Origin of the sequence: Sporosarcina sp. Marseille-Q4063 (genome assembly GCF_018309085.1) — a bacterium.
Classification (GTDB): domain Bacteria; phylum Bacillota; class Bacilli; order Bacillales_A; family Planococcaceae; genus Sporosarcina.
Window position 1 is genome coordinate 2,362,806 of sequence record NZ_CP070502.1, and the last position, 18,671, is coordinate 2,381,476.

General features: G+C 38.3%; 16 protein-coding genes. 6 read left to right on the plus strand and 10 right to left on the minus strand.

Annotation, left to right across the window (positions count from 1 at the left end; all coding sequences use genetic code 11):
- Nucleotides 1-2: 2 nt before the first annotated feature.
- From JSQ81_RS12295 to rpmH, 10 genes are all read right to left on the minus strand, one after another.
- Nucleotides 3-842: a ParB/RepB/Spo0J family partition protein gene (locus tag JSQ81_RS12295; RefSeq protein ID WP_212604354.1), complete on the minus strand. Its 840-nt coding sequence runs from the start codon at nt 840-842 to the stop codon at nt 3-5.
- A complete protein-coding gene (locus JSQ81_RS12300; RefSeq protein ID WP_212604355.1) occupies nt 835-1,596 on the minus strand; it encodes a ParA family protein in 762 nt (253 codons plus the stop codon). Before JSQ81_RS12300 ends, JSQ81_RS12295 begins: the two co-directional genes overlap by 8 nt.
- Before the next feature lie 103 nt (nt 1,597-1,699).
- Nucleotides 1,700-2,569, minus strand: a complete 870-nt coding sequence (gene noc, locus JSQ81_RS12305) for a nucleoid occlusion protein (RefSeq protein WP_212604356.1) — start codon at nt 2,567-2,569, stop codon at nt 1,700-1,702.
- 97 nt (nt 2,570-2,666) lie between these two features.
- Complete coding sequence (rsmG, locus tag JSQ81_RS12310; protein WP_212604357.1) at nt 2,667-3,383, minus strand: 16S rRNA (guanine(527)-N(7))-methyltransferase RsmG; 717 nt, start codon at nt 3,381-3,383, stop codon at nt 2,667-2,669.
- Between the two features lie 73 nt (nt 3,384-3,456).
- The gene (mnmG, locus tag JSQ81_RS12315) at nt 3,457-5,349 is read right to left on the minus strand and encodes a tRNA uridine-5-carboxymethylaminomethyl(34) synthesis enzyme MnmG (RefSeq protein ID WP_212604358.1); all 1,893 of its coding nucleotides are present in this window, start codon (nt 5,347-5,349) and stop codon (nt 3,457-3,459) included.
- Between the two features lie 25 nt (nt 5,350-5,374).
- Nucleotides 5,375-6,760, minus strand: a complete 1,386-nt coding sequence (gene mnmE / locus JSQ81_RS12320) for a tRNA uridine-5-carboxymethylaminomethyl(34) synthesis GTPase MnmE (protein WP_212604359.1) — start codon at nt 6,758-6,760, stop codon at nt 5,375-5,377.
- Nucleotides 6,761-6,945: 185 nt separating this feature from the next.
- Nucleotides 6,946-7,701, minus strand: coding sequence for an RNA-binding cell elongation regulator Jag/EloR (gene jag / locus JSQ81_RS12325; protein ID WP_212604360.1), 756 nt, complete (start codon nt 7,699-7,701; stop codon nt 6,946-6,948).
- Nucleotides 7,698-8,468, minus strand: coding sequence for a membrane protein insertase YidC (gene yidC / locus JSQ81_RS12330; protein ID WP_212604361.1), 771 nt, complete (start codon nt 8,466-8,468; stop codon nt 7,698-7,700). The genes jag and yidC overlap by 4 nt, the downstream gene beginning before the upstream one ends.
- Before the next feature lie 59 nt (nt 8,469-8,527).
- Nucleotides 8,528-8,878: a ribonuclease P protein component gene (rnpA, locus tag JSQ81_RS12335; protein ID WP_212604362.1), complete on the minus strand. Its 351-nt coding sequence runs from the start codon at nt 8,876-8,878 to the stop codon at nt 8,528-8,530.
- A 142-nt stretch (nt 8,879-9,020) separates the two neighbouring features.
- Nucleotides 9,021-9,158: a 50S ribosomal protein L34 gene (rpmH, locus tag JSQ81_RS12340; RefSeq protein ID WP_172370265.1), complete on the minus strand. Its 138-nt coding sequence runs from the start codon at nt 9,156-9,158 to the stop codon at nt 9,021-9,023.
- 492 nt (nt 9,159-9,650) lie between these two features.
- Between rpmH and dnaA the strand changes: the two genes are divergently transcribed.
- The 6 genes from dnaA (at nt 9,651) to gyrA (ending at nt 18,345) form a co-directional block, all read left to right on the plus strand.
- Entirely contained in the window at nt 9,651-11,000 is a 1,350-nt protein-coding gene (dnaA, locus tag JSQ81_RS12345; RefSeq protein WP_212604363.1) for a chromosomal replication initiator protein DnaA, read from the plus strand.
- Between the two features lie 166 nt (nt 11,001-11,166).
- A complete protein-coding gene (gene dnaN / locus JSQ81_RS12350) occupies nt 11,167-12,303 on the plus strand; it encodes a DNA polymerase III subunit beta (protein ID WP_212604364.1) in 1,137 nt (378 codons plus the stop codon).
- Nucleotides 12,304-12,402: 99 nt separating this feature from the next.
- Nucleotides 12,403-12,642: a S4 domain-containing protein YaaA gene (gene yaaA / locus JSQ81_RS12355; protein WP_212604365.1), complete on the plus strand. Its 240-nt coding sequence runs from the start codon at nt 12,403-12,405 to the stop codon at nt 12,640-12,642.
- Nucleotides 12,632-13,750, plus strand: coding sequence for a DNA replication/repair protein RecF (gene recF / locus JSQ81_RS12360; RefSeq protein ID WP_212604366.1), 1,119 nt, complete (start codon nt 12,632-12,634; stop codon nt 13,748-13,750). Before yaaA ends, recF begins: the two co-directional genes overlap by 11 nt.
- An 81-nt stretch (nt 13,751-13,831) precedes the next feature.
- Nucleotides 13,832-15,751, plus strand: a complete 1,920-nt coding sequence (gyrB, locus tag JSQ81_RS12365; protein ID WP_212607652.1) for a DNA topoisomerase (ATP-hydrolyzing) subunit B — start codon at nt 13,832-13,834, stop codon at nt 15,749-15,751.
- A 32-nt stretch (nt 15,752-15,783) separates the two neighbouring features.
- A complete protein-coding gene (gyrA, locus tag JSQ81_RS12370; protein WP_212604367.1) occupies nt 15,784-18,345 on the plus strand; it encodes a DNA gyrase subunit A in 2,562 nt (853 codons plus the stop codon).
- The last annotated feature ends 326 nt before the right edge of the window (nt 18,346-18,671 follow it).

The following is an 18,671-nucleotide window of genomic DNA, read 5'->3' on the forward strand; positions in this document are numbered from 1 at the left end:
CATTACTCATTTAACAAATCTAGTATTCTTTCTAAATCTTCTTCCGAGAAAAATTCTATTTCAATTTTACCTTTGTTTTTGTTCTTTTTAATGATTACATTGGTTCCAAAATAATCTCTTAACGTTGATTCGCGTTCCATTAAAAACAAATCTTCTGTTTCTTTCTTTTTTGTTTCACGTGGAACATTTTCGTTTATTTTTTGTACGAGTCTTTCCAACTGTCGTACGTTCAAACCTTCTTTTAACACTCGTTCCGCAACTGCTTGCATTTGCTCTTTTGTTCTGAGGCCGAGCAAAGTACGTCCATGTCCCATTGACAACTTGCCTTCGGTAATGGTATCTCTGATTTTTTTCGGAAGAGATAGTAGTCGAACATGGTTAGCGATATGCGATCTGCTTTTCCCAAGTCTAAATGCTAATTGCTCCTGCGTGAGTTTTAAATTTTCCATGAGATTATGATATGCTTCTGCTTCTTCAATCGGTGTTAGGTCTTCCCTTTGAAGGTTTTCAAGAATCGCAAGTTCCATAGTCTCTTCATCTGTCAACTCACGAACTACAGCTGGTATTTCCTCTAATCCTGCTAGTTTGGCTGCTCGAAATCTTCTTTCGCCAACTACAATTTCATACGTCATTCCAGTTTTCCTTACGATGATAGGTTGAAGAATTCCATGTTCTTTAATCGAATCACTTAATTCTTTGATGGCAACCTCATCAAACACTTTCCTTGGTTGGTAGGGATTCGGCTTAATACTTTTTACATGTACTTTTTCAACTATTTCTGCTTTTGTTAATGATTCGCCTGGAAATAAAGCATTTATTCCTTTCCCAAGACCTCTAGCCATTGTGCACCACTTCCTTTGCAAGCTCTAAATACACTTCCGCACCACGTGATCTTGAATCATAAACAATGATTGGTTCTCCATGACTCGGCGCTTCGCTCAGTCTTACGTTTCTCGGAATAATTGTTCCGTACACTTTATCTTGAAAATACTTTTTAACCTCATCAATTACTTGAATACCTAAGTTTGTTCTTGCATCAAACATTGTCAATAAAACACCGTCGATTGTTAAGTCCTCATTCAAATGTTTTTGGACAAGACGAATCGTACTTAATAATTGACTTAACCCTTCCAGTGCATAATATTCACACTGCACCGGTATTAAAATTGCATCCGAAGCCGTTAACGCGTTGATTGTCAGCAGTCCTAGTGAAGGTGGACAATCAATAATAATGTAATCATACATATCCTTAGCTTTATGAATGGCATGTTTCATTCGGACTTCTCTTGAAATTGTTGAAACAAGTTCAATCTCGGCTCCCGCCAATGAAATTGTAGCTGGTATGACATCTAAATTATCTACCTTGGTTTGTAAAATAACATCATTCATATCAACATCATCAATCAAAATATCATAAATGCAGTTTTGGACGTCTCCTTTATTGATGCCTACCCCACTTGTCGCATTCCCTTGTGGATCTGTATCAATTAACAAGACTTTTTTGCCTATATGGGCAAGGCAAGCACTTAGATTTACAGATGTTGTCGTTTTTCCGACGCCGCCCTTTTGGTTGGCAATCGCTATAATTCTCCCCACGCTTGCACCTGCTTTCCTACTTGAAAATTAAAATTTTATCTGCTTTATAGGACAATATAATAAGTCATAAAAATACTCTCGCCATGACTTTAGCAAGAGTATTTTACTTTTTCTTCGGTATCTTAACTGTAATCGTATAATAATCCTCTGAATCTTCTTCCTCTGTTTCTACATCAATTCCACTTTTGGAAACAAGACTAAGAGATTGTTTAATGGTATTAAGCGCAATTCTGACATCGCGGCTAACCGATTTTCTCTTTGGTGCTTTTTTCTTTGCATCTTTTTCTGGATTTAATACTTTATGAACTCTTTCTTCCAATTGCTTTACGTTTAATTGGTTCGCAATTGCTTCTTCATGCAAGGCTATTTGTAGTTCAGGGTCTTTTAATGGCATCAATGCACGTGCATGTCGTTCAGATAGTTCTTTTCTCATAATTGCTGATTTAACTTCTTCTGGCAACTTAAGTAACCGTAACTTATTTGCAATTGTGGATTGCCCTTTGCCCAACCTTTGCGCTAATGCTTCTTGCGTTAACGAATGTAACCCCAATAATTGTTCATAGGCGTAGGCTTCTTCAATCGGTGTCAATTCTTCCCGTTGCAAGTTTTCTATTAAAGCAATGGAGGCCGTTTCTCTATCATCCAAGTCTCGAACAATAGCCGGAACTTCTGTCCATTCTAGAAGTTTCATAGCCCGATATCTTCGTTCACCCGCTATAATTTCATACTCTCCATTACCGACAGAACGAATAACAATTGGTTGAATGACGCCGTGTGTATGAATTGTTCTTGCAAGTTCCTCAATTTTCTCTTCAGAAAATACAGATCTAGGCTGATACTTGTTTGGTCTTATCGCGTCAATTGCAATTTTCTCTATTTGTTCTTGACGGTCCTCACTCGTTTCAAAATCTGCTTCAACTTCAGCTTCAGCTTCTTTTTCCCCACCAAAAAAACGTGAAAAAGGACTCTTCATTCATTGCACCACCTTTTCAAACTTCCCCATACTATATAACTAATTCGACAAATCTATCAATAAACCTTCTACCAATAAAATGTTCCACGTGAAACATTTATTGAATTGGTGTTTTATTTGGAATACCAGGTTTACGAGGATATCTACCTGGAGTATTTTTTACTTTAGTAAATATGAAAATATTGCGCTCGCTTTCTTCTATCGGCAGCAAAAACGAATGATTTTCTTTAATTTTGGCACCGAGAACAGCAAGTGGTTTTTCAGCATCTACTAATTCGTCTTTAGCTGCTGCACCTTTCATTGCAATGAATTGACCGCCTTTTTTCACGAGTGGAACACATAATTCCGAAAGCACGGATAATCTTGCCACCGCCCTAGCCGTCACAAAATCGAATTTCTCACGATATTGTTTGTTTTGTCCGAAGTCTTCTGCTCTTGCATGGACAAAGTTCACATTTTCAAGTTCAAGTTCTTTTGCCAAATGTTCTAAAAAACCAATACGTTTATTTAATGAGTCTACAATTGTGACTTCTAGTTTTGGAAAACAAATTTTCAACGGAATGCTTGGAAACCCTGCGCCTGCACCGACATCGCAGATCGTAAGTTTTCGATCAAGATCAACATAAAATGCGGCTGATATTGAATCATAAAAGTGCTTCAAATAAACAGAAGGCTCGTCAGTTATTGCCGTTAAATTCATTTTTTCATTCCATTCAACGAGCTGATTAAAATAAGTCGCAAATTGCTGTCTTTGTGTTTCAGTCAGTTCAATTCCATGTTCTTTTAATGCAGCTAGAAATTGTTCTTCGTTCACATGCATTCCTCCTTATGTATAAAAAGCCGGTGCGGATGATGGTTGTTTCCGCACCAGCAACTCTAAGTTTCACTTAACTAGATATTTTTGCTATTCTACCTTGTTCGATATATACGAGTAATATTGATATATCGGCTGGGTTTACGCCTGGCATACGAGATGCTTGTGCTATTGAAAGTGGTCTTACTTTATTCAACATGCTTTTCGCCTCTGATGCAATACCAGAAATTGCATCGTAATCGATGTTTTCGGGAATTTTTTTATCTTCCATTTTGTTCATTCTTTCAACTTGTTGCATAGACTTTTCAATATAGCCTTCATATTTAATAAAGATTTCAACTTGTTCAGCTACTTCATTCGACACTTCCACTTCAGGTGGAACGATTCTCGAAATCTGATCATAACTAATTTCTGGTCGTTTCAATAGATTAGCAGCTTTCATCGGTTCTTTTAATTCGGAACCGGCTGTTTCACGCATGATTTCATGCACATGTTCTTCTGGTTTAACAGTTATTTTACGAAGTCTTGTTACTTCATCAACAATTTGTTTTTGTTTTAATGTGAATTTTTCAAAACGCTCATCACTTACAAGTCCTAGTTTATAGCCTATTTCCGTAAGTCGAAGATCCGCATTGTCATGACGAAGGAGAAGTCGATATTCTGCGCGCGATGTAAGCAGTCGATATGGCTCATTCGTACCTTTCGTGACAAGATCGTCAATAAGTACACCAATATAACCATCGGAACGGCTAAGAATTAATTCTTCTTTTCCAAGCGCTCGTGCCGCCGCGTTAATACCAGCCATTATTCCTTGCCCTGCTGCTTCTTCATAACCTGATGTTCCGTTCAGTTGTCCAGCTGTATACAAATTCCGGATTTTCTTTGTTTCAAGTGTCGGTTTTAGTTGCGTAGGTACGATTGAATCGTATTCAATCGCGTATCCAGCACGCATCATTTCAGCCTTTTCTAGTCCTGGAACACTTTCAATAAGTCTTTGCTGAATATGTTCAGGCAAACTCGTTGATAATCCTTGAACATAAACTTCTTCCGTATTTCGACCTTCTGGTTCCAAGAAAATTTGGTGACGAGATTTATCATTGAATCGAACAATCTTGTCTTCAATTGATGGACAATAACGTGGTCCGGGGCCAATTTGTTCTCCAGAATACATAGGCGACAGATGCAGGTTATCATTAATAATTTCATGTGTCAGTGGTGATGTATGAGTGAGCCAACAAGGTAACTGGTCCAATATATACTCCGTCGTTTCAAAACTAAATGCACGAGGTTCTTCATCACCCGGTTGAATTTCAGTTTTACTATAATCAATCGTGCGGCTATTAACACGTGGCGGTGTTCCCGTTTTAAAACGAACCATATCGAACCCTAATTCACGAAGATTATCCGCAAGTTTAATGGATGGCATTTGGTTATTCGGCCCGCTTGAATATCTAAGATCTCCTATAACGATTTCACCGCGTAAAAAAGTACCCGTCGTTATGATTACCGTTTTAGCACGATATACTGCGCCAACCTGTGTAATAACACCTTTTACCTCGTCGTCTTCTATGATTAACTCATCGACTGAAGCTTGACGTAAAATTAAGTTTTCCTCTTCTTCAAGAATACGTTTCATTTCTTGTTGGTAAAGAACTTTATCAAGTTGTGCACGAAGTGCACGAACTGCCGGACCTTTTCCGGTATTTAACATTCTCATTTGAATATGCGTTTTATCGATGACTTTCCCCATTGCTCCGCCAAGTGCATCAATTTCTCGCACAACGATTCCTTTAGCTGGTCCTCCAATGGACGGGTTACACGGCATAAAAGCAACCATATCTATATTTAACGTTAATACGAGCGTTGACGCGCCCATACGAGCTGAGGCTAATGCTGCTTCTACACCAGCATGACCGGCTCCGATGACTATACAATCGAACGTGCCGGCTTCAAATTTGTTTGGCATGTTCTTTTATCCTTCCTTCTATAATTTATTTTCCAAGGCAAAAACGAGAAAATAATTCATTTATTAAACCTTCTTGTACGGTATCCCCGACAATTTCTCCAAGGATTTCCCACGTACGTGTTACATCGATTTGAATCATGTCGACAGGAACGCCTACTTCAGCTGCACCAAGCGCATCCTCAATCGTTTTATGGGCTTTGTGCAACAAAGCAATATGTCTTGCGTTTGAAACATATGTCAAATCCTCAGATTCAATGTTTCCTTCGAAAAAGAGCGTTGCAATCGCTTCTTCAAGTTCGTCTATTCCTTCATCTTGAAGAAGTGACGTCGTTACGATTTTCCCCTCATCAACTAGGCTTTCCACCTTTTTCAAATCGACTTTTTGAGGAAGATCCGTTTTATTAATAACGACAATTGTATCCATTCCAGATACTGCTTCAAAAAGTCGTTCATCTTCAACTGATAACTCTTCAGCACTATTTATCACAAGAAGAATTAAATCAGCCTCTTTTAAGACTTGCCTTGACCGTTCTACACCAATCCGCTCGACAATATCCTCTGTCTCACGGATACCCGCCGTGTCAACGAGACGCAACGGAACGCCGCGCACATTGACGTATTCTTCAATTATATCACGCGTTGTACCTGCTATGTCGGTTACAATCGCTTTGTTTTCTTGCACCAAGCTATTTAAAAGCGAAGATTTTCCTACGTTCGGCCTTCCGATAATTACCGTAGATAAACCTTCCCTTAATATTTTTCCTTGAGAAGAAGTCCGAAGTAATTTGTTGATTTCTTCTTTAACCCATGTACATTTCTCCAACATATGAGGAATTGTCATTTCTTCAACATCATCATATTCAGGGTAATCAATTGTTACCTCAACTTGAGCAAGCGTTTCAACGAGGGCATGTCTTAATTCGCCAATGAGTTTTGAAAGTTTTCCTTCCATTTGACCCAATGCGACATTCATCGCACGATCCGTCTTCGCGCGAATTAAATCCATGACAGCTTCAGATTGCGACAAGTCAATACGACCGTTAAGAAATGCACGCTTTGTAAATTCACCAGGTTCTGCAAGACGGGCCCCTTCATTTAAAATGAGCGTTAACACACGATTCACCGCCACGATTCCACCATGACAGTTCACTTCAACAACGTCTTCTCTAGTGAAAGTTTTTGGTGCTTTCATCAAAGAGACCATTACTTCTTCTACGGTTTCGCCTGAAACTGGGTCGACCAAGTGCCCGTAATGGATTGTATGGGATTGCTCTTCTATTAATTTTTTTCCGCTCGGGGATTGAAATACACGATCAGCTATTTGGACTGCTTCGTCTCCGCTCAATCTGACAATCGCGATTGCCCCTTCTCCCATCGGAGTTGAAATTGCTGCTATCGTATCAAAATGCAAAGTTCTCACCTTCCTGGTTAGTTACTCACATGTGGATAAAGTGATTCCGGACATGACTTCCTAACATAGTATACTAACATAAATACGTCGAACGTCATAGTCCTACATCGCATTTTTGTGGATAAAGCCTATTTTTAAACATAAAAAAATCCGTAAAGAGTTGAACTCTTTACGGATTTTTATTTTTATCGAATCGGTTCGATGACCAGATAGCGGTATGGATCAGATCCTTCTGAATATGTTTCAATATCCAATCGGCTCGACAATGAATGGTGAATGACTTTTCTTTCATAAGCCGGCATCGGTTCAAGTTGAACTTTTCGTCCTGTTCGAACTGCCCGGTCCGCCATTCGTTCCGCTAATTGTTCCAATGATTGTTCACGTCGTCCCCGGTAATCGCCAACGTCGATTCGAACAACTTTAAATTGACTCGAATTTTTATTTGCCACTAGTTGACCTAATTGTTGCAACGCGTTCAATGTTTGACCGCGTTTACCAATTAATAAAGCAGCTTTTTCACTTTCCAATTGAAAATTAACATATTTTCCATCGATTTCATAAGAAATATCAAGATCATCGATTTTCATTTCTTTTGCCACACTGATTAAGTACAGTTCAGTTTCCTTAATTGCCTCTTCATCTGAATCTACATCATTTGATAAATTTTTTACTTCTTCTTTTGCAACATCTTCTATTAAATCAATCGTTTCTTCATGCGCTACACTTTTTGCTTCTGATTCTTCATCATTCGTGCGAATAGGAATAACTTTTTCAATGACAGTAATTTTCACTTCTGCTTCTTTTGATCCGATACCAAAAAAACCTTTTCTACCTTGATCAAGTACTTCTACTTTTACTTTATCGCGGGAGACATCGAGTGTTTGTAATGCCGCTTCGATCGCCGCTTCAACAGTGGCTCCCCTTTGCGTCATCATTGTCATTTTCTTTTCCCTCCTACTTTTGCAGGTATCACTTCATCTTTTTTCGATGGTTTGTAAATGAAATAATTTTGAATGACAGAAATGATGTTACCGATTACCCAATAAAGTGATAATGCTGCTGGTAATATTGTACCGATACCGACAATAAATACGGGCATAATATACATCATCATTTTCATCTGCGGATTGCCCATTGCAGGCCCAGTACGCAGAACGATGAATTGCATGATTCCCGCAATAACCGCAAGTGTGATACTTGGTACAGCAAGTTCGAACCAAAGAATTGATCCAAGCTCTATTTCCGGTGTATTGTTCATACGGCTTATCGCATGATAGAAACCGATAAGAATCGGCATTTGAACAAATATCGGTAAACAACCCGCCGCTGGATTGATTTTTCGTTCCGACATTATTTTTTGCATTTCAGTACGGTATTTTTCCTGAGTGACTGCATCTTTTGATTTGTATTTTTCTTTTAAGGCATTTAGTTCAGGTTGCAACTCTTGCATTTTTTTGGAGCTTTGTGTTTGTTTAATCATTAATGGTAGTAAAACAAGACGAATAATGATCGTTACCGCAACAATTCCGTAACCGTAAGTCCCCAACAAGTCTTTAAATAGTGTAATTAAGGAAACTAGCGGCCAAACAATATATTTATTCCAAAATCCTTCACTGCCTTCGTAAATTGGTTCATTAAATTCTGTACATCCCGCCAAAAGTAATGACAGCATCGTCAACATAAGGACTAGTCCTATTCTTTTGTTCAAATCGGCTCCCCCAAATCGTATCTTCTTACCTTTAGTTTATCATTTTCATATGTACGTTTCTACTTACCATTTTTCTTTACAACACGTGCAACACGCAAAACATGCTGCAAACTCTTCTTCGTTTCATGAAAATCCTTTGACGCAGCTTGATGCCTTGCAATAATAATATAATCCATATCATTTTGAACTTCATCTTTCATTTCCAAAAAGGATTGTCTTATATATCGTTTTATGCGATTTCTTGTCACTGCATTGCCGATTTTCTTGCTAACTGAGAGTCCAATACGAAATTCGGCTTGTCCCTCTTTTCGATAACAATAAACGACAAATTGTCGATTCGCAAATGATTTTCCATTTTTAAAAACCAATTGAAATTCTTTATCTTTTTTAATCCGCTGGCGTTTATTCATTAAACTTACACCTGCTCCGTTACTAGTATTGGGTATATATATAAATTCGAAAAGGTTGTCTAGCTTCATAATATCATGTTCCAGATCAACCTTTTCGAAACAACAAGTTCTACAAAAAAAAAGACCACTGGAGTCAGTGGCCTTATGCTGAAAGTTTTTTTCTTCCTTTGAGCCGACGAGCTGCGATAATTCTGCGCCCGCTTTTCGTGCTCATTCTTGCACGGAAGCCGTGAACTTTACTACGTTTTCTTGTATTTGGTTGGAATGTACGTTTTGTCATATTAAGACACCTCCTGCTTGATTGTCATTGATACTCGCGTGACAGTCCTAATTAGTATAATGAAAATCAAAGAAGATGTCAATCTTTTATTTTAATAGGGCGCTCTCCACATTTTTTCTTTTCACAATTAGTTATCCACATTCCAAAATCAAAAATCCCGAATTCAATGTGCATACAAATTTAAATATTTTTTTCACTGTCGACAGTTATCGACAAGATTTTCACATATAAATGCCTGTGGATAACGGTTTTGTCAACAACGAATTGAATTGTGGATAAGCCCTTTGACTCCTTGTAATAATCGGCGTTGCCTGTTACAATGAGAAAGATTTAATTGTGCACAATATAAAAACTAAATTTGTTATCCACAATTGTTGATACGTTGTGGATAATTTTTTCCCCACTTTTGCATAATTGTTATCCACACGAGTGAATTATGTGTATAATACATATTTCCGTATATGTAATTTACATAGTAAAGGAGGTAACTGTTTGAAACACTTAGAAGAATTATGGACAAAAGTGTTATCGCGAATAGAAGAAAGAATTTCAAGGCCTAGTTTTGAAACGTGGCTCAAATCGACGAAATTAATCTCTTATGAAGAAGAGGTTGTTACAATCGCCGCTCCGAATACGTTCTCTAAAGATTGGCTTGAAAATCATTATGTCCATTTAATAACCGGCATTTTATCCGAATTAACTGGTGAGGATCGGTTAATTCAATTTATCGTGCCCAAAGACATGCAGGAAAATGATTTTATGTTACCGAAACCAATTGAAAAACCTGTCGAAACGGTAAATTCAAATTCAAGAGCCGGCATGCTTAATTCAAAATACACGTTTGACACGTTCGTCATTGGCTCAGGTAATCGTTTCGCACATGCTGCATCTTTAGCTGTTGCTGAAGCCCCTGCAAAGGCTTATAACCCTCTCTTCATATACGGGGGCGTTGGTTTAGGTAAAACACACTTGATGCACGCAATCGGTCATTATGTAATCGATCAAAAACCGGATGCGAAGGTCGTTTATTTAACATCTGAAAAGTTCACCAATGAATTTATTAATTCAATCCGTGACAATAAAGCCGTTGAATTTCGAAATAAGTACCGAAATGTAGATGTCCTATTAATTGATGATATTCAATTCCTTGCTGGAAAAGAACAAACGCAAGAAGAGTTCTTCCATACTTTCAATACGCTGCATGAGGAATCCAAACAAATCGTTATATCCAGTGATCGCCCGCCTAAAGAGATTCCAACATTAGAAGATCGCCTCAGATCCCGCTTTGAATGGGGACTCATCACAGATATAACGCCACCGGATTTGGAAACAAGGATTGCGATATTACGGAAAAAAGCCAAAGCGGATGGACTACTTGATATTCCAAACGAAGTCATGATGTATATCGCAAATCAAATCGACACGAATATACGTGAATTAGAAGGTGCACTTATTCGAGTCGTTGCTTATTCTTCATTGGTTAACAGTGACATAACGATGGATTTGGCAGCAGATGCATTAAAAGATATTATTCCGAATGACACTCCGCGTACTGTTTCAATCTTGGATATCCAAAAAACAGTTGGTGGTCATTTTAATATGCGTTTAGAAGACTTTTCTGCGAAGAAACGTACCCGCGCAGTTGCGTTTCCGCGTCAAATTGCGATGTATTTATCACGGGAACTCACTGATTTTTCTTTGCCGAAAATTGGTTCTGAGTTTGGCGGAAGAGATCACTCAACCGTTATTCACGCACATGATAAAATTCGATCAATGTTGAAAGATGATCAATTGCTGCAACAAGATATTCAAGATATAAAGAAACTACTAGGGCGAGGTTAGACTGTTAGTAACCTAGAATAACTAGTGCACACTTATAAACTAGTTATGAACATGTGGAAAACGTGAGACTAGTAATGAAATAGGACTTATCCACGTATCCACAGGCCCTATTACTATTACTACTATTTTTAATAACTAATATAAATATATAGGCGAGGGGTATGACATGAAATTTGAAATAAAGAGAGATGAACTTCTCGACGGATTAAATGATGTAATGAAAGCTATCAGCCAAAAAGTAGCCATTCCAATTTTGACGGGAATAAAAATCGAAGTGAATGAAAAAGGAATGACGATGACAGGTAGTGATTCTGACATTACAATCTGTACATTCATTCCAGCAGAACGTGACGGGGAACAATTAATCAAAGTAATTGAAGCTGGTAACATCGTATTACAAGCAAGAGTCTTTAGTGAAATTGTTCGTAAACTACCTACCAATGAAGTGAAAATCGAAATTAAAGATGGTTTCCAGACTTTAATTCGTTCAGGTAAATCCGAATTTAAATTAATCGGTTCAAATCCTGATGATTATCCTGTTCTTCCAGATGTAAAAGATGAACATAGTTTTTCACTTCCAGCTGATCTCATGAAATCAATTATTCGTGAAACAGTATTCGCCGTTTCCCAACAAGAAACACGACCGATTTTAACAGGCGTTCAATGGGTAGCTGAAAACGGAAAACTTTCTTGCGTAGCAACAGACAGTCACAGACTTGCAAGAAGACTTACTTCACCAGAAGAAATGCCAACAGATCCACTGAGTATTGTTATTCCAGGTAAAAGCCTTCAAGAATTAAATAAAATATTGCCTGATAATAATGATTCGATTGAAATTCTGATCACTGAACAGCAAATTCTCTTTAAAACTGCAAACGTATTGTTTTACTCTCGTTTACTTGAAGGAAACTATCCTGATACATCAAGATTAATTCCAACTGAGAATAAAACATCCGTCACAGTAAACGGTCGTTCTTTACTTCAAGCAATTGATCGTGCATCATTATTAGCAAGGGAAGAACGTAATAATATCGTCAGGTTTTCAACAGATGAAGGAAAAGTTATTGAAATCTCTTCAAATTCACCTGAAGTCGGACATGTAGAAGAAATGGTAGAAGCCATTAACGTGACAGGTGATGAACTGAAAATTTCATTCAGTGCTAAGTACATGATGGATGCTTTACGTGCAATCGACGGCCAAGATGTAGAAATACAATTTACCGGTGCTATGCGACCATTTATATTAAAATCAGTAAACGATGACTCAATTCTTCAACTGATTCTTCCAGTTCGAACATATTAATAAAAAAGGATAGTCGATAAATGACTATCCTTTTTTACTTATTGCCAAACTTCTTGTAAAATAGAAAGAACCATTAAATTATGAAAGGTTGAACGCTAATTGAATAATTTAGAAATAAATACGGAATTCATAACACTCGGCCAGCTACTCAAGATGACGAATGCGATTAGTTCTGGTGGTATGGCAAAATGGTATCTTGATGAGCATATCGTCTATGTAAACGGTGAAGAGGAACAACGTCGCGGAAAAAAATTGCGTCATGATGATATTATAAAACTACCTGAGTTCGGTACATTTAAAATTATTGAAAAGACAAATGGCTCTACGGATGTTCATTGAGCAACTTGCACTAACTAATTACCGAAACTATAAAACCCTAGATCTAACCTTTTCCCCGCAAATTAACGTATTAATTGGTGAAAACGCGCAAGGAAAGACGAATATCATGGAGGCAATCTATGTTCTTTCAATGGCAAAATCGCACAGGACATCGAATGATCGTGATTTAATACGCTGGGACGAAGAATATGGTAAAATAGAAGGTAGCATCCAGCGCAAATATGGGCGACTTCCTCTAGAACTTATCATTTCCAAAAAAGGAAAGAGAGCGCGAGTCAACCATCTAGAACAAAATCGTTTGAGCCTTTATATTGGACAATTAAATGTTGTGATGTTCGCACCAGAGGATTTAAATCTTGTGAAAGGAAGCCCGTCTGTGAGAAGACGATTCCTTGACATGGAAATTGGCCAAATATCTCCAGTATATCTTCATGATCTCTTAACATTTCAAAAAATATTAAGACAACGTAACGCGATATTAAGAGATAATCGCGGTAAATCTAATTTTAATGATGTCATGTTTGATGTATATACAGAGCAGTATATTCAAGTGGCTGTACAAATTATTCGTAAAAGATTTTATTTCATGGAACTTCTTCAAAAATGGGCAGAACCTATTCATAAAGGTATTTCCCGCGGAATGGAATCACTTAAAGTAACCTATGGAACACTAAAAGGCATTGAATCGGGGCAGACTCAAGAAGAAATGGAATCCGTGCTCGAACAAAGACTACTTGAGATGCGGCAACGCGAGTTGGATCGAGGGTTAACTTTAATAGGTCCGCACCGTGATGACTTGCATTTTTTCGTCAACGGATATGATATCCAAACGTTTGGTTCACAAGGTCAACAAAGAACGACAGCTTTATCTTTGAAACTCGCTGAAATTGAACTTGTGAAGCAAGAAGTCGGAGAATCACCCGTATTACTTTTGGATGATGTGTTATCCGAGCTAGATGATTATCGACAATCCCATTTACTAAACACGATTCAAGGAGAAGTACAAACCTTTGTTACAACAACGAATATAGCTGGAATTGATCATGAAACGATTCGCCAAGCAAATATTTTTGAAGTAAATGCAGGTGCAGTAGTTAACAAAGAGTAAAAGTAAGGTTTTTGTGCATACGCACGCACGTACCATGCTAGGTGGTATACGTTCAGAAAGGAAAGGTGAACAAGCTTGGCAATGGAAGAAAAGAATTTACAGGCCTATGATGAAGCCCAAATTCAAGTACTAGAAGGACTAGAGGCCGTCCGAAAACGTCCTGGAATGTATATCGGGACAACAAGTTCAAGGGGACTCCACCATCTTGTATGGGAAATAGTCGATAATAGTATTGATGAAGCATTGGCTGGTCATTGTGATCACATTGAAGTAACGATGGAAAAAGATGATTGGATTCGCGTTGATGACAATGGTCGTGGGATTCCTGTCGGGATTCAAGAATCTACAGGAAGACCTGCTGTTGAAGTAATTATGACTGTACTTCATGCCGGAGGTAAATTCGGCGGTGGCGGCTATAAAGTTTCAGGTGGCTTACACGGAGTAGGTGCTGCTGTCGTAAACGCATTATCCGAAACTACTGAAGTATACGTCAACCGTAGTGGGAAAAAGTATTATATTAAATTCGAAAAAGGCGTTCCTGTAGTTGAATTGAAAGAAATCGGTACCTCTGACGAATCCGGCACAAGTGTGCGATTCAAAGCAGATTCTGAAATATTTAAAGAATCGACAACATTCGAATATGATATTCTTGCAAATCGTTTACGTGAGCTAGCTTATTTAAACCGCGGTCTTCGCGTTTCTATTTTCGATGAACGTGAGGACAAAGGAAAAACTGACTCTTACTACTATGAGGGCGGTATTAAATCTTACGTAGAGCATTTAAATAAAAATAAAGAACCGATTCATGAAGAACCTATTTTTATTGAAGGCGAACGTGATGATATAGCTGTTGAAATTGCTATGCAATACAATAGCGGTTTTTCAGAGAATATCCATTCATTCGCGAATAATATTAATACGTATGAAGGCGGAACGCACGAGTCAGGCTTTAAAACCGCATTAACGCGTGTTGTAAATGACTATGCGCGTAGAAACGGTGCGCTTAAAGAAGCGGACCAAAACTTATCTGGGGATGACGTACGTGAAGGTCTGACGGCAATCATTTCGATAAAACATCCAGATCCACAATTTGAAGGCCAAACGAAAACTAAACTGGGTAACTCTGAAGTAAGTACCATTACAAACTCATTGTTTTCAGAAGGGTTGCAAAGGTTTTTACTTGAAAATCCATCAACCGCTCATAAAATTATCGATAAAAGCTTAATCGCGGCTCAAGCACGATTAGCTGCAAAAAATGCGCGTGAATTTACACGTAGAAAATCAGCTTTGGAAGTTTCAAGTTTACCCGGTAAACTATCCGACTGTTCTTCTCGGGACCCGGCAATAAGTGAATTGTATATAGTTGAGGGTGATTCCGCCGGTGGTTCTGCTAAAAATGGTCGTGATCGACATTTTCAAGCAATCTTGCCACTACGCGGAAAGATTCTAAACGTTGAAAAAGCAAGGTTAGATCGAATTTTGGGGAATGCTGAAATCCGTATGATGATTACTGCACTAGGTACAGGAATCGGTGAAGAATTTGCGCTCGAAAAGGCGCGTTATCATAAAGTTGTCATTATGACTGATGCCGACGTTGATGGCGCACATATTCGAACGCTTCTATTAACGTTCTTCTTCAGATTTATGCGCCCGCTTGTAGAAGCGGGATATATTTATATTGCTCAACCACCACTCTACAGAGTGAAACAAGGTAGATCTGAGCAGTATTGTTATACAGAAGAACAACTAAACGAAATACTGGCAGGATTATCGCAATCTCCCAAACCGGTTATCACCCGCTATAAAGGTTTAGGTGAAATGGATGCAGAACAATTGTGGGATACGACAATGGATCCAGATCAAAGAACATTATTGCAAGTAGAACTTGAAGATACGATTACGGCTGATGAGACATTCCAACAACTTATGGGCGATGATGTCGAACCACGTCGTAAATTTATTGAAGCTAACGCGCAATATGTGCAAAATATAGACACGTAATACAGATAAGGTACTGAAAGGAGTTTACCAACATGGCAGATATGCCGAATCGTGGTGTCCAAGGGATTAACATTAGTACGGAAATGAAAACTTCATTCCTCGATTATGCAATGAGTGTTATCGTTTCTCGTGCGCTTCCAGATGTAAGAGACGGACTAAAACCGGTTCACCGTCGTATTTTATACGCAATGCAGGATTTAGGGAACACTGCGGATAAACCGCATAAAAAGTCTGCACGTATTGTCGGTGACGTAATTGGTAAGTATCACCCGCATGGTGATAGTGCTGTTTACGACACGATGGTACGTATGGCACAAGATTTTAACTATCGTTATATGCTTGTTGATGGACATGGAAACTTTGGTTCTGTCGATGGTGACTCTGCAGCAGCAATGCGTTATACAGAATCTAGAATGTCCAGAATTGCGATGGAACTTTTACGAGACATCAACAAAGATACAATTGATTATCAAGACAACTATGATGGTCAAGAAAGAGAACCAATCGTTTTACCGAGCCGTTATCCAAATCTGCTCGTCAATGGAACATCCGGGATTGCTGTTGGAATGGCCACTAATATTCCGCCGCATCATCTCGGAGAAACCATCGATGCAGTATTGGCTTTAGCGGATAATGCTGAAATTACAACAGAAGAACTAATGGAAATAATGCCTGGACCGGATTTTCCAACAGGTGGAATTATTTTAGGGCGTAGTGGAATTAGACGTGCCTATGAAACTGGTCGAGGATCAGTTATTATTCGAGGTAAAGTAGAAATTGAACAAAAAGCAAATGGCCGAGAAACGATACTTGTTAACGAATTACCTTTTCAGGTAAACAAAGCGCGATTAATAGAAAAGATTGCCGAATTAGTTCGAGATAAAAAAATCGATGGTATTACTGATTTAAGAGACGAATCAGACCGGACTGGAATGCGAATTGTTATCGAAGTTCGTCGTGATGCGAATGCGAATGTATTATTAAATAATTTATATAAACAAACAGCATTGCAATCAAGCTTCGGTGTCAATATGTTGGCACTCGTAGACGGTCAGCCTAAACTTCTTGCATTGAAAGAAATCTTATACCATTATTTAGAACATCAAAAAGTCGTTATTCGCAGACGTACCCAATATGATTTGAAACGTGCGGAGGACCGTGCACATATATTGGAAGGTTTGCGCATTGCCCTTGATAATATAGATGCAATCATCACACTCATTCGCGGGTCCAAGACTACTGATGAAGCTAAAACTGGTTTAATTGATAAATTTAATTTATCCGAACGTCAGGCTCAAGCAATACTTGACATGCGTCTACAACGTTTGACAGGTTTAGAGCGAGACAAAATTGAAGATGAATATAATTCTCTTCAAATTTTAATTGCTGAACTTCGTGCGATTCTTGCAGATGAAGTAAAGTTATTAGAAATTATTCGCGAAGAATTACTTGAGTTAAAGGAACGTTACGGCGATGAACGTCGAACTGAAATTACTCTAGGCGGAGCAGAAATGATTGAGGATGAAGATCTTATTCCAGTCGAGAACTCCGTGCTAACACTTACCCATAACGGTTATATTAAACGTTTACCTGCAAGCACATACCGTAGTCAACGTCGAGGCGGCCGTGGAATTCAGGGAATGGGAACAAATGATGATGATTTCGTTGAACATCTGTTAAATACGTCAACACATGACACAATTCTATTCTTTACGAGCAAAGGACGGGTCTTCCGCACAAAAGGCTATGAAGTTCCAGAATTTAGCCGTACGGCGAAGGGTCTGCCAATCATTAATTTGCTTGGTGTAGATAAAGAAGAAAAAGTAACAGCAATGATTCCAGTAGATGAATTTAAAGAAAATGAATACTTCTTTTTTGTTACTCAAAACGGAGTAGCTAAAAGGACGCCTGTTTCAGCATTCGCAAACATTAGATCCAATGGCCTCATCGCACTTACATTACGCGGTGACGATGAACTGATTGGAGTTAAAATGACGAGTGGTGAGGAAGAGATTGTCATCGGAACTAAAGATGGCATGCTTATTAAATTCAATGAAACTGATATTCGTTCCATGGGTCGTATAGCCGGCGGGGTCCGTGGTATCCGTTTACGCAAAGGCGACATTGCAGTTGGTATGGATGTTGTGGATGAAGGAAAAGAAATCCTAGTCGTAACGGAAAAAGGGTTTGGAAAACGAACGCCACAAGAAGAATATCGCATTCAATCACGTGGCGGTTATGGACTGAAAACACTTAATGTTACCGAACGAAATGGATCACTCGTTGCTATGAAAGCGGTAGATGGCTCAGAAGATTTAATGCTCATTACAATACATGGCATATTAATTCGAATGGACATCAGTGATATTTCCGTAATCGGAAGAAGTACTCAAGGTGTTCGTTTAATTCGTCTTGGAGAAGATGAACTTGTTGCAACGGTTGCAAAAGTTGCAAAAGATGATGACGAAGAAAATGGTATCGATGAAGATAGTGACACAATAGTTGAATCCGAAATTAACGAAGAAGACAATTCTCCATTAGATGAATCCGACTCCTCTATAGAAGAAGAAGATACAAATGATGAAGAAGAATAAGTTTTAATGCATTTCGCCAACGAGCTAACTAGCCTCGTTGGCGTTTTTTCTTCTATAGTATCAACCAAACCCTTACGAATAATTTAATCGTTAAACTGGCTGGAGTTATTTCAATTAACTATCTATTATTTTGGTATTGTAATTAAAACAATGAGGTGGTATAGTTATAAACGTTGCGAGTTCACCACAAGAAAACAATAAAATTATTTCTGATTTGTTGTTGACAAGTGAAACGTAACTTGATATGATATAAGAGTTGCTGTCGAGAGATGGTAACGCGGAAACGAATATGTAAGTGAAGTTCTTACTTATATAATGAACCTTGA

Coding starts and splice junctions, on each gene's coding strand:
- jag (WP_212604360.1), bottom strand. CDS start 7,701: ATGACAATGATGACGCAAAGGGGAGCCACTGTTGAAGCGGCGATCGAA.
- noc (WP_212604356.1), bottom strand. CDS start 2,569: ATGAAGAGTCCTTTTTCACGTTTTTTTGGTGGGGAAAAAGAAGCTGAA.
- recF (WP_212604366.1), top strand. CDS start 12,632: ATGTTCATTGAGCAACTTGCACTAACTAATTACCGAAACTATAAAACC.
- JSQ81_RS12295 (WP_212604354.1), bottom strand. CDS start 842: ATGGCTAGAGGTCTTGGGAAAGGAATAAATGCTTTATTTCCAGGCGAA.
- gyrA (WP_212604367.1), top strand. CDS start 15,784: ATGGCAGATATGCCGAATCGTGGTGTCCAAGGGATTAACATTAGTACG.
- rnpA (WP_212604362.1), bottom strand. CDS start 8,878: ATGAATAAACGCCAGCGGATTAAAAAAGATAAAGAATTTCAATTGGTT.
- gyrB (WP_212607652.1), top strand. CDS start 13,832: ATGGAAGAAAAGAATTTACAGGCCTATGATGAAGCCCAAATTCAAGTA.
- mnmG (WP_212604358.1), bottom strand. CDS start 5,349: ATGCCAAACAAATTTGAAGCCGGCACGTTCGATTGTATAGTCATCGGA.
- dnaN (WP_212604364.1), top strand. CDS start 11,167: ATGAAATTTGAAATAAAGAGAGATGAACTTCTCGACGGATTAAATGAT.
- rpmH (WP_172370265.1), bottom strand. CDS start 9,158: ATGACAAAACGTACATTCCAACCAAATACAAGAAAACGTAGTAAAGTT.